The following is a 12,385-nucleotide window of genomic DNA, read 5'->3' on the forward strand; positions in this document are numbered from 1 at the left end:
GTACATTTGGCATACTAAAAAAGTAAGACAATGCTTAATTTCGAGTTTAAAAATCCAACTAAAATACTTTTCGGAAAAGGTGAAATTGCTAAAATTTCAAATGAAATTCCTCAGGATGCTAAAATATTAATGATTTACGGTGGCGGAAGCATCAAAAACAATGGTGTCTATGACCAGGTAAAAGAGGCTTTGAAAGACCATGAGCTCTATGAATTTGGTGGAATTCCTGCCAATCCTGAATATGAGGTTTTAATCAATACTTTACAGTTTATCAAAGAAAAAAATATCACTTTTCTTTTGGCTGTTGGAGGAGGTTCTGTAATTGACGGAACAAAATTCCTTTCTGCTGCAGCTAATTATGATGGTGAGCCTTGGGAAATCCTTAAAAAACCTGTAAGAACTTTTGAAGGGGAAGGAATGCCTTTCGGAAGTATTTTAACGCTTCCCGCAACGGGTTCTGAAATGAATTCCGGATATGTGATCTCAAGAAGGGAAACGAATGAAAAATTATCTTCAGGCGGTCCGGGGCTTTTCCCGCAGTTTTCCGTTCTGGATCCGGAAGTTGTAAGATCTATTCCTAAAAACCAGGTTGTAAACGGACTTACCGATGCCTACACCCATGTTTTAGAACAGTATATGACAGCACCTTCGTCTGCTGATCTGCAGGAAAGAATTGCTGAAAGTATTTTAATCAGTTTACAGGAAACCGCTCCTAAAGTTTTGGCTGATGATTTTGATTATGATGCGGCAGGGAATTTCATGTGGTGCTGTACGATGGCTTTAAACGGGCTTATTCAGAAAGGAGTGATCACAGACTGGGCAGTTCATGCTATGGGCCACGAATTAACGGCTTATTACGGAATTGATCATGCAAGAACATTGGCCATCATTGCCCCGTCCCATTACCGCTATAATTTTGAAACCAAAAAAGGAAAACTAGCGCAATACGCTGAAAGGGTATGGGGAATCACAGAAGGAACAGTAGAAGAAAAGGCAGAAGCCGGGATCAGTAAAATGGAAGCGTTTTTCCACAGCTTAAATATCCAGACCAGGCTTTCAGAATATACGGAAGATTACAAAGGAACTGCTGAAAGGGTTGAAAAAGCGTTTACAGACAGAAACTGGCTGGGCTTGGGTGAGCATAAAAACCTGACTCCGCAGGATGCTTATAAGATTGTGGAGATGAGCTATTAAATAAGTCAAAGTTCTGGATTGAAGATTGAAGGGATTATTAAAAGGGGTGAAATTAAAATTTTCAAGTAATTTTAATGCTTAAATCTTAAAACAGTTCCTTCAACTTCTAACCTTTTACAAAAAATTCTATTATTTATAAACATTCGTTTAAAAAACATTAATTTCATTATAAATATTTCAAATTTATTTATATTTTAGCATATTCTAAATTTGTAAAAATGAAAAAACAATTACTTTTATTTGCCTTTTCAGCACTAGCGCTTACTTCTTGTGAAGATGATAATATACAAGCTTATGAAGTAGATATGATGAAGGGAGCCTGGAAGACTAATAAAACAGAAATTATTTCCGGAAAAGACAATAAAACTGTAATAACTTCTGATACTCCTTCAGGATGTAGTGCAAAAAATATAACTGAGTTCAGAACTGATTATTATACATCATATACGGCATATGCAGGTGTGGGGGCTGATTGCCAGCTCAACAGCAAAACTGAAGGCACTTTCACTTATGATACCGAAAGTAAAGATCTTGTCATCAAATACAATAATGACAATGAAAGAAAGTATAAGGTGGTCATTCTTAACAGCACAGAATTAAGATTAATGCAAACGTTTGGCAATATAGACGTAGATGGAGACCAGGTGATCGACATCAACTATATTTCTTACAAAAGATAAAAACCAGACTCCCGGAAAACCTTCGGGAGTTTTTTTTATGAGAAGGTTTTAATTAACTAAAAATTATTAAAAAATGAAGAAGATCTTATCAGCATTCTTATTGCTGGCTTATGCCCTGTTTTTTTCACAGGAAAACAAACCGATGTTCTGGCAGGACATTCAAAATTTCAAAAAAATTGATCAGGAAACCCCACCTCCAAAAGATGCCATCCTTTTAATCGGGAGCTCTTCTTTTACCAAATGGACGGATGTTGCTGCCTATTTCCCTGATAAAACCATCATCAACAGAGGTTTTGGAGGCTCAAGATTAATCGACCTTAATTATTATGCCGAAGATTTACTGAATCCTTATCAACCGAAGCAGATTATTATCTACTGCGGTGATAATGACTTCGCTGATAATCACCAGCTAAAAGCGAAAGCAGTTGTGGAAAGATATAAAACCCTTTACAGAAAAATCCGGGAAAAATTTCCTGATATAGAAGTTGATTATATTTCTATCAAATATTCGCCGAGCAGAGAGAAGCTATGGCCACAGATGAAGCAGACCAATAAAAAAATTGCTGCTTTTATGAAAAAAGAACCTAATACGGAATTCATAGATATTACCAAAGCCATGGAAGATGCTAACGGAAATATACGAAAAGACCTTTTTCTGGAAGATATGCTTCATACCAATGCTGAAGGCTATAAGGTCTGGACGAAAGTAATGAGGCCTTATATGAAATGATGTCTGGTGGCTTCGAGAACCTCAGCCACCAGATAAAAAGACTCACTAGGTATGAAGTCTCTGTCACAGATATATGGAGCCTCTAAGTCACCAGGTAAACCACCAGGCCAGGCAATAATAAAAAACTTCATCTCAGAGATGAAGTTTTTTATTATTTCTTTCTTTTAGATTTTGAAATCGCTTTTTGTTGTGCCCTGTTGGCTCCAAACTTTTTAGGTGCCTTTCTTTTTGACGGGCCACCCCAGTTTTCTTTTTTATTTTTATCCTTTTTATCATGGAACGCTCCGCCACCTTCGTTCAGTTTTACCTGTGCCGGGTTTTTCATGACCACTTCATCTTTTTCGGAAGCTATTTTATTAGGATTTATTTTTACTTCTTCCGGGAAACCAATAAATTTCAGCTCTTTATCCATCAACAGTTCAATGTCTAAGATCAGAGGCTCTTCTTTTTTCGTAACAAAAGTGATTGCTTTACCGTCTTTGTCTGCCCTACCCGTTCTACCGATCCTGTGAATATACTGTTCAGGAACATCAGGGGTTTCAAAATTGATAACATGGGTAATATCTGAAATATCCAGACCTCTTGCCATAACGTCTGTAGTGATCAATCCTCTGATTTCCTCATTTTCAAAGCTTTTCATTGCTTTAAGCCTGTAATTCTGGGATTTATTAGAGTGGATTACATCAAACTGATCCGGGAAGAGCTCATCAATTTTTGTAAACAACAGATCTGCATGCTTTTTATTATTATTGAAGATGAGTACTTTGGACATGTCTGTCTCATTTTTCAATAAATGTTCAAGCAGGTTGATTTTAGTATTGAAGTTTTCAACTTTATAAGCGGTCTGTTCTATCTTTTCAAGTGGAGTTCCGGATTTGGCCAGTGAAATCTCTACGGGACTTGCAAAATATTCGTCCAGCATTTCATCTACCGCTTCTGTCATTGTTGCCGAGAAAAGAATGTTCTGTCTTTTCTCTTTCATCATTTCAAAAATATGGGTCAGCTGTGGCCTGAAACCTAAATTAAGCATTTCATCAAATTCATCAATGATCAGCTTTTGGATTTCCTTCAGGGAGATTGCATTGTCAATTGCTAAATCCATCACCCTTCCCGGAGTTCCTATCAGGATATCACAACCGTCATTGAACAAAAGTTTCTGGGTATTGATATTTTTACCCCCATAAATTCCGATTACTCTTGCAGTAATATTTTCCGTTAATTTCTCTACAATTTCCGTTACCTGAACGACCAATTCTCTTGTCGGAACTAAAACGAGCACTGTAGGATTTCCGTTTTTGTTATATTTCCAGGTTTTAAGAACGGGTAAAAGGTACGCTAATGTTTTCCCGGTTCCTGTTTGTGCAATTCCCATCACATCTCTTCCGGAAAGTATAGGCTTTATACTTTTCTCCTGGATAGGTGTGGGTTCGAACAATTCCAGATCCGCTAAAACATCAAGAATTTTAACCGGCAGTTCAAAATCTGCAAAGGTGAGTTTTTCCATTTTGCAAAGATAGGTATTTAATTAATCTTTACACTTTGGCTGATTATTTTAATGTCATCATCAAGCCATTTGCTGGTTGTAATGATTACGTTTCCTTTTTTTTCCGGATCCTTTTCAATTGGAAATTTTTCTTCTTCCCACTGAGAACAATGGGTAGAAATAGGTTCTATCAAAGGTTTCCACCCATTTTTCCCATAGGTATAGGCATAAAACGGATGCCAGCAGCTTGTACACCAGTTTGGGTAAAACCCCAGATCATCTTTTCCGTCACCATTCAAATCTTTAAGATTGTATAAGCTTCCGTTATTGGCAGGTGCAATTGTAAATGATTTTATATTTTTATCACTGAAATAGATAGTTGTTTCGCACTTCCCGTCACATTCATCACTGCAATCGCTTACTTTGGAATAAGCATATTCTTTTGTTCCGTTCCCGTCGTAGTCTCCCAAAACCCCACTATTTTCCTGTGCAAAAATGAGAAAACTGCAGAATATTAAGACGGATGATATGAGTATTTTCATATGAGTTTTTTTTAATTAGCAATCGTAAAGACGCAAGTTGATTTTTTGTGCTGTTTTTAAGCTGCAAGAAAATCAAAGATTTTCCAATGTTCACGAATCTTCGTCATTCCGCAGAATCTATGTAATGAATAGATTAAATAACGAAACCGAGATTCCTGCGGAATGACAAAGAAACTGTTTATTTCTGGTGATAATAAGCAATCAACTGTTATTTCCTGGTAATTCTTAATAAAAGTACTAAAACTAAAAGTATTGAAAAGATAAATCCTAAAACAGCCACCAAAGACATCTCTCCGATTCTCGGGCCGGCTTCTGAAACAAAAACAATTGCTGTTGCCACTATATTTGCCCCTAAAATCATGGCAAGAATTAAATTGACCACACTTGATTTAATAAGCTGATTGGTCTTTTCGATATTTTTAATTTCACTTGAAACAGTGAATTTATTTTCATCCAGTTTTTGTAAGACAGACCTGAGCTCTTTAGGAATTTCATCTACATTATCCGTGAAGCTCATCATACGGTCCATCCCGGTTTTTAAAATATTCTTCGGGCTTATTTTTTTGGTGAATATTTTTTTGGTGTACGGATTAAGGCTTTTAACAATATCCAGATCCGGATTGATGGTACGACCAACCCCTTCTATCAGGCCAATTCCTTTAAATAAAAGATAAAAATAATCTGGCATATGCAGTCGGTTATCTTTTAAGACATCTTTCATTTTATTAATGATCTCCTGGGGATGAATATCTTTTAATGAGGAACTGTGAACAAAATTCAGAATATCTTCCACATCGTTTTCAAATCTTCTTTCATCCGGAATTTCATAGCTTATCGCCATTTTCTTGAGTGATCTTACAATTTTATGCGCATTTTTAGCAACGAAGCTTACAATCAGGCTTTCAAGAATTTCTTTATCGTTCGGCTGGATTTTCCCTACTGCCCCAAAATCAATAAATACCACCTTTCCGTTTTTTTTAACCAGAATATTCCCGGCATGCGGATCTGCATGAAAAAACCCGTAATCTAAAATCTGGGAAACAAACAAGCACAATCCTGCTTCCGAAACCTTCACAGGATCAATATCATTGGCTAAAAGTTCAGGTTTATCCGTCACTTTTATTCCGTCTATAAATTCCATACAAAGAACATTATTATTGGAAAATTCTTCGTAAATCTTCGGAACGTAGGTTTCTTTATTGTTTTTAAAATTCCGTGCAAACTGCAGGATATTATTTTTTTCATTGATCAAAGAAACCTCTTCAAGCAAAGATTTTTCAAAGGTGGAAATCGCCTGTTTCAGGTTGAGTTTATCTCCTATTTCTGAATAGGAAGAAACCAGCTTTTCAAGATCTTTAATTAAAAGAAGATCATCTTCGATCACGGTTTGTACATCCGCTTTTTTAATTTTTAAAATCACTTCATCTCCGTTCAGCAGAGTTGCTTTATACACCTGGGCTATCGAAGCTGTTGCCAGAGGCTTTTTCTGAATTTCAATAAAATGGTCTTTAACAGAAATATTGAATTCATTTTCCAGAATTTCCTCTACATTCATATCCACCATATCTACTTTATCCTGAAGTTTCTGTAGCTCCTGAACCAATTCCGGTGGCAATAAATCTTCCCTGTTACTAAAAGTCTGTCCCAGTTTCACAAATGTTGGTCCCAGCTCTTCCAAAACCAGTCTGATCCGTTCATACACTGTTCCTTTTGAAATAATTTCATCAGAATTCCCCGCAATTTCTTCCTGCTTACCGCTATTCATTCTTGCCAGCATATCTTTAAAGCCATATTTACTCAATACGGAAATCAGCCTGGCAGATCTTTTCAGTTTTCTCTGTTGCTTGTCAAACATATTATAAAAATAAGTAGTTGCAATGTACTTCAAAAATTATTCCTATCCTGTTTTATTGACGGAATAAAAAGTTCTTTTACTGATAATTAAAATAACCGTATAAAAACGGGTTACATGTAGTTTTCATTCGTAAGATTTTTTTATCTTTATCTAATATTATCAACCAAAAAATATTATAAAATGAAAAATTTACTTAAAAAACTTTCAAGAGAAGAATTAAAAAATGTTTCAGGTGGCGGAATAGTTCTTAACTGTTCAAACGAATGTTGCCCTACTGACGGAAGACCAAGATGTCCAAGGCTGATCTGCCCGGCTGTGGTTTGTCCGCAATATGCTTAATAGTTGCCTGCTATTTGACAAAATAAAAAACAGAATGCACTTTTACATTCTGTTTTTTTATTTATTTAAGATAAGTTTCATACAGATCATTCCGCCTGTCTTTCAAAATCTGAACAGAACCGTTGTAGTGAAGATCTTTTAATAAGTTTAAATCCACATCCACAATTAAAGTCATTTCTGTGTTCGGGGTTGCTTCACCTTTTACCGCATTGGACGGAAAAGCAAAATCAGATGGTGTAAAGACAGCAGCCTGACCAAACTGAATATCCATATTATTAACTCCAGGCAGGTTTCCCACGCAACCGGCAATGGCTACATAGCATTCATTTTCTATAGCCCTTGCCGCTGCACAATGTCGTACTCTCATATAAGCGTTCTGGGTATCGGTAAGATAAGGCACAAACAGGATCTTCATCCCCTGGTCCGCTAAAATCCTCGGAAGCTCTGGAAACTCTACATCATAGCAAATTACCAGACCTATTTTCCCGCAATCGGTATCAAATACTCTGATCTCACTTCCGCCTTTCATTCCGTAATATTTCCTTTCATTAGGGGTAATATGGATTTTCCGGTATTCATCGATCCGGCCATCACGATGGAGCAGATAGCTTACGTTATACAGATCATTATTTTCAAAAACCGGCATACTTCCGGAAATGATATTGACATTGTAGCTGATCGCCAATTCTGAAATCCTGTTTTTGATCTGTTCTGAAAGTTTAGCCAGCTCAATCATACTATCCCTTTCCGAAAGCTTATTGAATGGTGCCAATAAAGGTGTATTGAAGAGTTCAGGGAACAGTACAAAATCTGATTTATAATCCCCCATTACGTTTACAAAAAACTCAACCTGTTCGTAGAAGGCATCAATATTTTTGAAATGCCTCATTTGCCATTGTACCAACCCCAAACGGATGATACTATCCTGCATTGTATTCGGTTTTTTGCTGTAATAAATATTGTTCCATTGGAGCAAAACGGCATTTTCCAACGATGATTCGTCTTCAGGAAGGTACTTTTTAAGGATTTTTATCGGAAGGAAGTTATTGGAAAGCTGAAATGACAGTACGGGATCATAAATTTCCTTGTCTCTGACTCTGCGGATGTATTCTCTCGGGGAAAGCTCATCACTGTATTTATGATAATTCGGAATCCTGCCGCCGAGGATAATGGATTTGAGATTAAGAAGCTCACATAATTCTTTTCTGGCATCATATAATCTTCTTCCCAGACGCAGTTCACGGAACTCGGGATCTACAAAGACCTCAATTCCGTAAAGGACATTTCCTGTTGAAAGATGGGTATTGAAGGTATAATTTCCGGTAATATCCACATAGGTATGATCATCCCCGAAATCATCATAATTCACAATAATGGACAGGGCTACAGCAGCCAGTTTACCGTCTACCGTGATGCAGATCTGGCCTTTAGGGAATATTTTGGTAAGTTTTTCGATGCTTTTTTTAGACCAAATCGATTCTGACATTTGTGGGTACGCACGCTTCATTGTTACTACCAGTTCATCATAATCCTGAACCGTCAGGGGTCTCGTTTCTATTTGCATGTGATGTAATTTTACTTAAATTTAGGGAAAAAATTTAACTTAAATTCCCCAAGGAAAGTACTTTCCGTAATCTTTTAATAAATTTAATAATGGATATCACCGAAAGCATACAAAAGGCAGTCACTTCAAATACCAATTGGAAACACAATGATTTCGAACCGGTAGTAAACGCTTTATCAATTGATTATCAGGTTGACATTGAAATATATGCGGAAAAATTTGCTACTTTAAGTTCGGAGAAAAAAGTGATAGGATATATTTATTTAAATTATCCCATTATCTTCCTGGAAAGCAAATATTCATCGCAAATCCACTCTATTTTGAACAACTTTAGTCATATACAGTATATTATCGTCAACACATTATATGATCAGTGCTTATCAATAGATGAGGATATTTATACTACTTATTTTGATTATATGGGAAATCCGGAAGCCTTTTCTGCTGAAGATTTTTATTTCTATAATGTAAGATAAAAATACCCACTTATAAAGAGAAGAACTGTAAATTCATGGCCATTATTATACAAAATCAATCTGAATGCCCCATCTGCCATACTATTTTGTATGATCACCAGAATATTGTTATGTTTCCGGCATTCATATCAAATACAAAAGATCCGCTATATCTTTTTAATGATGCGGGAATTCATTATTCCTGTCTTAAAAAGCATTCTTCCGGCAATAAAGCTTTAGGTTTTATGGAAAAAGTAATGTTTAAGATAAAACCTGAAAACAGGATCTGCGATATCAGTAAGAATTTGATAGATCTACCCGAAAACTATTTATTTATCAACTTATTAACTTCTGATGAAAAAGAGAAATTATATTCCTTCAACATCATGAATATTGATATCCGAAATATTTCAATGTGGCCGGACAGGCAAGATTTTATTGGTACGGCTGAACAGTTTTTAGTGGATGAGAAATGGGAATTTATGAGTTCATTTAATTATCTGGAGTATGTTTTGGAAAAAATAAAATCCTGCCCATAACGGACTGCCCCTAAAAAGGGTCTAACTTTTTGGGGGCAGTCCAGATTAATATTTTTAAATTTCAGTGAAAATTATTCCCACTCAATAGTTGCAGGCGGTTTGCTGGAAATATCGTAAGCTACCCTGTTGATTCCTCTTACCTCATTGATAATTCTGCTCGATACGATATCTAAAAACTCGTAAGGAAGCCTGCTCCACGTTGCCGTCATAAAGTCGATGGTGTTGGCAGAACGTACTACAGCAGTGTATTCGTAAGTTCTTTCGTCTCCCATTACTCCTACTGATTTTACAGGAAGAAGCACTACAAAAGCCTGGGATACTTTTTCGTACAAATCATTTTTGTAAAGCTCTTCTATAAAAATATCATCCGCTTCCTGAAGGATTCTCACTTTCTCAGCATCTACAGCTCCCAATACTCTGATTCCCAAACCTGGGCCAGGGAAAGGGTGTCTGTATACCAAATGATGTGGAATTCCCAACTCCTCACCTACTTTTCTCACTTCATCTTTAAACAGCTCTCTTAAAGGCTCCAACAGTTCAAATTCCATATCTTCAGGAAGTCCGCCAACATTGTGGTGAGATTTAATTACTGCAGATGGCCCGTTTACCGACTGGCTTTCGATAACGTCCGGATAAATGGTTCCCTGTGCCAAAAACTTAGCGCCTTCAATCTTATGGGATTCTTCATCAAAAACATGGATAAACTCGTTTCCGATGATTTTTCTTTTCTGTTCTGGATCATCTACTCCGGCCAGCTTGGAAAGGAATCTCTCTGAGGCGTTAACCAGCTTAATATTCATATGGAAGTGTTCTCCATAATTATCCATTACCTTTTTATCCTCATCTTTTCTCAGAAGCCCTGTGTCTACAAAAATACAGGTCAGCTGATCTCCTATCGCCTTATGGATTAAAACCGCTGCTACAGAAGAGTCTACCCCACCGGAGAGCCCAAGGATCACTTTGTTGTCTCCTACTTTTTCACGGATTTCAGCAACTGTTTTTTCAATATAATTGGTGAGTTTCCAGTTTTTCTCTGCATTACAGATTCCGAAAACAAAATTCTCAAGCATTTTACCGCCTTCTTCCGTATGAGAAACTTCCGGGTGAAACTGTACACAATAGATTTTTCTTTCTTCATTGGAAATAGATGCCATTACGCCAGACTGTGCATTAAGCTCAAAACCTGCCGGCAACATGCCTACTTCATCAAAGTGGCTCATCCACACGATAGAATTCTGGATAACCCCTTTTAAAAGAGCATTTTCTTTAACGATCTCCAAATGGGCTTTTCCATATTCGCCTTTTACACCTTTATGCACTTTTCCACCCAAAAGATGAGCGGTAAGCTGCATTCCGTAGCAGATCCCCAAAACCGGAATCCCCTGTTCATATAATTCTTTTTCTACTAAGTGAGCATTTTCTGCATTCACAGAGCTGGGTCCTCCGGAAAGGATGATCCCTTTCGGTTCTCTTGCTAAAATATCCTGTATAGGTGTGTTGAAAGGTAAAATTTCAGAATATACACCCATCTCACGGATTCTTCTTCCGATAAGCTGGTTGTACTGGGACCCGAAATCTAATATGATAATACCGTTGTTCATTTTTATAATTGATTTATTTTAAAAGACATCAGATTTCAGATGTAAGACATCAGATTAAAAATCCGGTGTCTGGAATCAGGATCTCACATCTCATTTAAATATTAACTGTGTTACAAAAAAAGACTTGGAAACGTTCCAAATCTTTTTTCGTGATTTTTATTTAAAACTTTCCGATGTCTTCTCTGTAGAAGCTGTAATCGAAATGTACATGTCCTGCATCTTCGTACACTTTCTTGCGGGCATCATCATAAGTAGTGCCTGAGGCTACAATATTGAGTACCCTGCCGCCATTGGAAACCACTTTATCGCCTTTTCTGACAGCGCCTGCATATAAGAGCTGGCTGTGCCGTACTTTATCTTCGCCTACAATCTCGAAACCTGTTTCAATATTTCGCGGGTATCCTCCGGAACACATTACGAGACAAACCGCTTTTTCGTTTTTAAACTTAAGTTCAATATCTTTCCCGTTCATACAGTCGTTGATAACGTCCAGCAGGTTATTTTCCATAAGAGCCATCAATACCTGGGTTTCAGGATCTCCGAATCTCATGTTGTATTCTAAAAGATAAGCTCCGTTTTTAGTAACCATCAACCCGAAGAAGATGATTCCTTTAAAGCTGAAACCTTCTGCTTTAAGACCTGTAATGGTAGGTTCAAGGATATTTTTTTCGAAATCAGCGTAATGCTCCTGGGTAAATTCCGGGCTTGGAGCTACAGATCCCATTCCTCCTGTATTAGGTCCTGTATCACCATTTCCGGCTTTTTTATAATCTTTGGCAGCAATACAAGGGAAAAGTTTTTCACCGTTTGAGAATGCAATGATAGAAGCCTCAAAACCCTGTAAAAATTCTTCGATAACTAAACGGATCCCGGCATCTCCATAGATTCTGCGAATCATAAAATCGTGGATCGTAGCTTCAGCTTCTTCTAAAGTATCGCAGATCACAACACCTTTTCCGCCTGCCAAACCACTTGCTTTAATCACTAAAGGATATTCCTGGGTCTGAACATATTCTTTAGCCTCATTATATGAATCAAATACCACAGCTTTTGCTGTTTTGATATCATAGGTCTGCATAAATTTCTTAGAGAAAGCCTTACTTCCTTCCAGGCTTGCCACTTTTTGGGTAGGGCCGAAAACTTTAAGATCATGCTTTTTAAATTCATCCTTCAAGCCTGCTACAAGCGGTGCTTCAGGGCCTACAATCGTTAAATCGATCTTTTCTTTAATCGCGAAATCCCTAAGTTCTTTAATTTCTGATAAATGAACATTTTTCCCTATTACATCGGTGGTAGCATTTCCGTTAGCGAAAAACATTTTAGTAACTCTGGAGTCTTTATGAAGTTTTTCTGCCAGTGCAGACTCTCTTCCACCTTCACCTATGATTAATATTCTCATACTT

At 37.0% G+C, this 12,385-nt stretch carries 12 protein-coding genes; 6 read left to right on the plus strand and 6 right to left on the minus strand.

Going from position 1 to position 12,385, the window contains the following annotated elements:
- Positions 1 to 30: 30 nt before the first annotated feature.
- The 3 genes from PMI13_RS08805 to PMI13_RS08815 all read left to right on the plus strand — a co-directional run bounded on the left by PMI13_RS08805 (position 31) and on the right by PMI13_RS08815 (position 2,604).
- The gene (locus tag PMI13_RS08805; protein ID WP_007842837.1) at positions 31 to 1,194 is read left to right on the plus strand and encodes an iron-containing alcohol dehydrogenase; all 1,164 of its coding nucleotides are present in this window, start codon (positions 31 to 33) and stop codon (positions 1,192 to 1,194) included.
- Positions 1,195 to 1,412: 218 nt separating this feature from the next.
- Positions 1,413 to 1,874, plus strand: a complete 462-nt coding sequence (locus tag PMI13_RS08810) for a lipocalin-like domain-containing protein (RefSeq protein WP_007842838.1) — start codon at positions 1,413 to 1,415, stop codon at positions 1,872 to 1,874.
- A 73-nt stretch (positions 1,875 to 1,947) separates the two neighbouring features.
- Positions 1,948 to 2,604 carry a GDSL-type esterase/lipase family protein gene (locus PMI13_RS08815; RefSeq protein ID WP_007842839.1) on the plus strand — a complete coding sequence of 219 codons (657 nt, stop codon included), beginning with the start codon at positions 1,948 to 1,950 and terminating at the stop codon, positions 2,602 to 2,604.
- Between the two features lie 151 nt (positions 2,605 to 2,755).
- Here PMI13_RS08815 and PMI13_RS08820 read toward each other — a convergent pair whose 3' ends face one another.
- From PMI13_RS08820 to PMI13_RS08830, 3 genes are all read right to left on the minus strand, one after another.
- Positions 2,756 to 4,108, minus strand: a complete 1,353-nt coding sequence (locus PMI13_RS08820) for a DEAD/DEAH box helicase (protein WP_007842841.1) — start codon at positions 4,106 to 4,108, stop codon at positions 2,756 to 2,758.
- Positions 4,109 to 4,125: 17 nt separating this feature from the next.
- Positions 4,126 to 4,629, minus strand: a complete 504-nt coding sequence (locus PMI13_RS08825) for a hypothetical protein (RefSeq protein WP_007842842.1) — start codon at positions 4,627 to 4,629, stop codon at positions 4,126 to 4,128.
- Between the two features lie 208 nt (positions 4,630 to 4,837).
- Positions 4,838 to 6,517, minus strand: coding sequence for an ABC1 kinase family protein (locus PMI13_RS08830; RefSeq protein ID WP_007842845.1), 1,680 nt, complete (start codon positions 6,515 to 6,517; stop codon positions 4,838 to 4,840).
- A 147-nt stretch (positions 6,518 to 6,664) separates the two neighbouring features.
- On the opposite strand from PMI13_RS08830, the gene PMI13_RS21310 reads away from it, so the two are divergent.
- The gene (locus PMI13_RS21310; protein ID WP_007842847.1) at positions 6,665 to 6,823 is read left to right on the plus strand and encodes a bacteriocin-like protein; all 159 of its coding nucleotides are present in this window, start codon (positions 6,665 to 6,667) and stop codon (positions 6,821 to 6,823) included.
- Positions 6,824 to 6,884: 61 nt separating this feature from the next.
- On the opposite strand, the gene PMI13_RS08835 is transcribed toward PMI13_RS21310, so the two are convergent.
- Entirely contained in the window at positions 6,885 to 8,387 is a 1,503-nt protein-coding gene (locus tag PMI13_RS08835; RefSeq protein WP_007842848.1) for a carbon-nitrogen hydrolase family protein, read from the minus strand.
- Positions 8,388 to 8,476: 89 nt separating this feature from the next.
- On the opposite strand from PMI13_RS08835, the gene PMI13_RS08840 reads away from it, so the two are divergent.
- Together PMI13_RS08840 and PMI13_RS08845 are read left to right on the plus strand one after the other, a co-directional pair.
- A complete protein-coding gene (locus PMI13_RS08840; protein ID WP_007842850.1) occupies positions 8,477 to 8,863 on the plus strand; it encodes a hypothetical protein in 387 nt (128 codons plus the stop codon).
- 35 nt (positions 8,864 to 8,898) lie between these two features.
- Positions 8,899 to 9,381 (plus strand): hypothetical protein, encoded by a 483-nt coding sequence (locus PMI13_RS08845; RefSeq protein ID WP_007842852.1) that lies wholly within the window; start codon positions 8,899 to 8,901, stop codon positions 9,379 to 9,381.
- Positions 9,382 to 9,452: 71 nt separating this feature from the next.
- Here the strand turns inward: PMI13_RS08845 and guaA are convergent, their stop codons facing one another.
- Complete coding sequence (guaA, locus tag PMI13_RS08850; RefSeq protein WP_007842853.1) at positions 9,453 to 10,982, minus strand: glutamine-hydrolyzing GMP synthase; 1,530 nt, start codon at positions 10,980 to 10,982, stop codon at positions 9,453 to 9,455.
- Positions 10,983 to 11,142: 160 nt separating this feature from the next.
- Positions 11,143 to 12,381: a phosphoribosylamine--glycine ligase gene (purD, locus tag PMI13_RS08855; protein WP_007842856.1), complete on the minus strand. Its 1,239-nt coding sequence runs from the start codon at positions 12,379 to 12,381 to the stop codon at positions 11,143 to 11,145.
- Positions 12,382 to 12,385: the final 4 nt, after the last annotated feature.

The sequence above is a fragment of the Chryseobacterium populi genome, assembly GCF_000282115.1.
Lineage (GTDB): Bacteria > Bacteroidota > Bacteroidia > Flavobacteriales > Weeksellaceae > Chryseobacterium > Chryseobacterium populi.

Excerpts from the sequence above, each read along its gene's own strand:
- PMI13_RS08805 (WP_007842837.1), top strand. The coding sequence starts at position 31 with ATGCTTAATTTCGAGTTTAAAAATCCAACTAAAATACTTTTCGGAAAA.
- PMI13_RS08810 (WP_007842838.1), top strand. The coding sequence starts at position 1,413 with ATGAAAAAACAATTACTTTTATTTGCCTTTTCAGCACTAGCGCTTACT.
- PMI13_RS08815 (WP_007842839.1), top strand. The coding sequence starts at position 1,948 with ATGAAGAAGATCTTATCAGCATTCTTATTGCTGGCTTATGCCCTGTTT.
- PMI13_RS08820 (WP_007842841.1), bottom strand. The coding sequence starts at position 4,108 with ATGGAAAAACTCACCTTTGCAGATTTTGAACTGCCGGTTAAAATTCTT.
- PMI13_RS08825 (WP_007842842.1), bottom strand. The coding sequence starts at position 4,629 with ATGAAAATACTCATATCATCCGTCTTAATATTCTGCAGTTTTCTCATT.
- PMI13_RS21310 (WP_007842847.1), top strand. The coding sequence starts at position 6,665 with ATGAAAAATTTACTTAAAAAACTTTCAAGAGAAGAATTAAAAAATGTT.
- PMI13_RS08835 (WP_007842848.1), bottom strand. The coding sequence starts at position 8,387 with ATGCAAATAGAAACGAGACCCCTGACGGTTCAGGATTATGATGAACTG.
- PMI13_RS08840 (WP_007842850.1), top strand. The coding sequence starts at position 8,477 with ATGGATATCACCGAAAGCATACAAAAGGCAGTCACTTCAAATACCAAT.
- PMI13_RS08845 (WP_007842852.1), top strand. The coding sequence starts at position 8,899 with ATGGCCATTATTATACAAAATCAATCTGAATGCCCCATCTGCCATACT.
- guaA (WP_007842853.1), bottom strand. The coding sequence starts at position 10,982 with ATGAACAACGGTATTATCATATTAGATTTCGGGTCCCAGTACAACCAG.
- purD (WP_007842856.1), bottom strand. The coding sequence starts at position 12,381 with ATGAGAATATTAATCATAGGTGAAGGTGGAAGAGAGTCTGCACTGGCA.